General features: G+C 40.8%; 1 protein-coding gene. It reads right to left on the reverse strand.

The features are described from left to right. On the reverse strand, window positions 1-331 hold a 331-nt coding region (locus M3O96_RS21935; protein ID WP_249725495.1), incomplete at its 3' end, for an IS110 family transposase. Between the last annotated feature and the right edge of the window lie 174 nt (window positions 332-505).

The raw sequence follows: 505 nt of genomic DNA on the forward strand, positions 1-505 counted from the left end.
CATTCTTAACATGCCTGGCATTAACCAAGTAGGGTTCTATGCCTGCCTCTTCGAGTTTAAGATAAAGATTTAACCAATAAACTCCCGTACTCTCCATTGCAACGGTGGTAATCTGCTCGCTTATTAGCCAATCTATTAACTTCAACAGATCAGATGCAAATGTGGGATACTCTCTGACTTCGTGGCCATTTTTGCCTGCAATCGCAACATCATATTTGGAGTCTCCAACATCAATCCCTGCACATCTTTGGTTCTGAACAGGAAGGCCACTGCTAAACTTTCGGCTTGAATAAGCCCGTTCTTTGTCTGGTTTTTGATTTTTCTTTTCCATTTTTACAAAGGTTTAAAACCTGAGGGAGGAGCTTGAAAGTAAACCTGATCTACTATACGGTGTCTTCTGTAATTGAAGCAACCAATTGGAATTTCAAATCGCTCCTCAACCCAAACTTGAAAGAGGCATTTTGCATTGCCAATAAAAAAAGCGGGCTTTGCTCAGGTTGTGATT

It is taken from the genome of Aquiflexum sp. TKW24L, assembly GCF_023502205.1.
Taxonomy (GTDB): Bacteria; Bacteroidota; Bacteroidia; order Cytophagales; family Cyclobacteriaceae; genus Cognataquiflexum.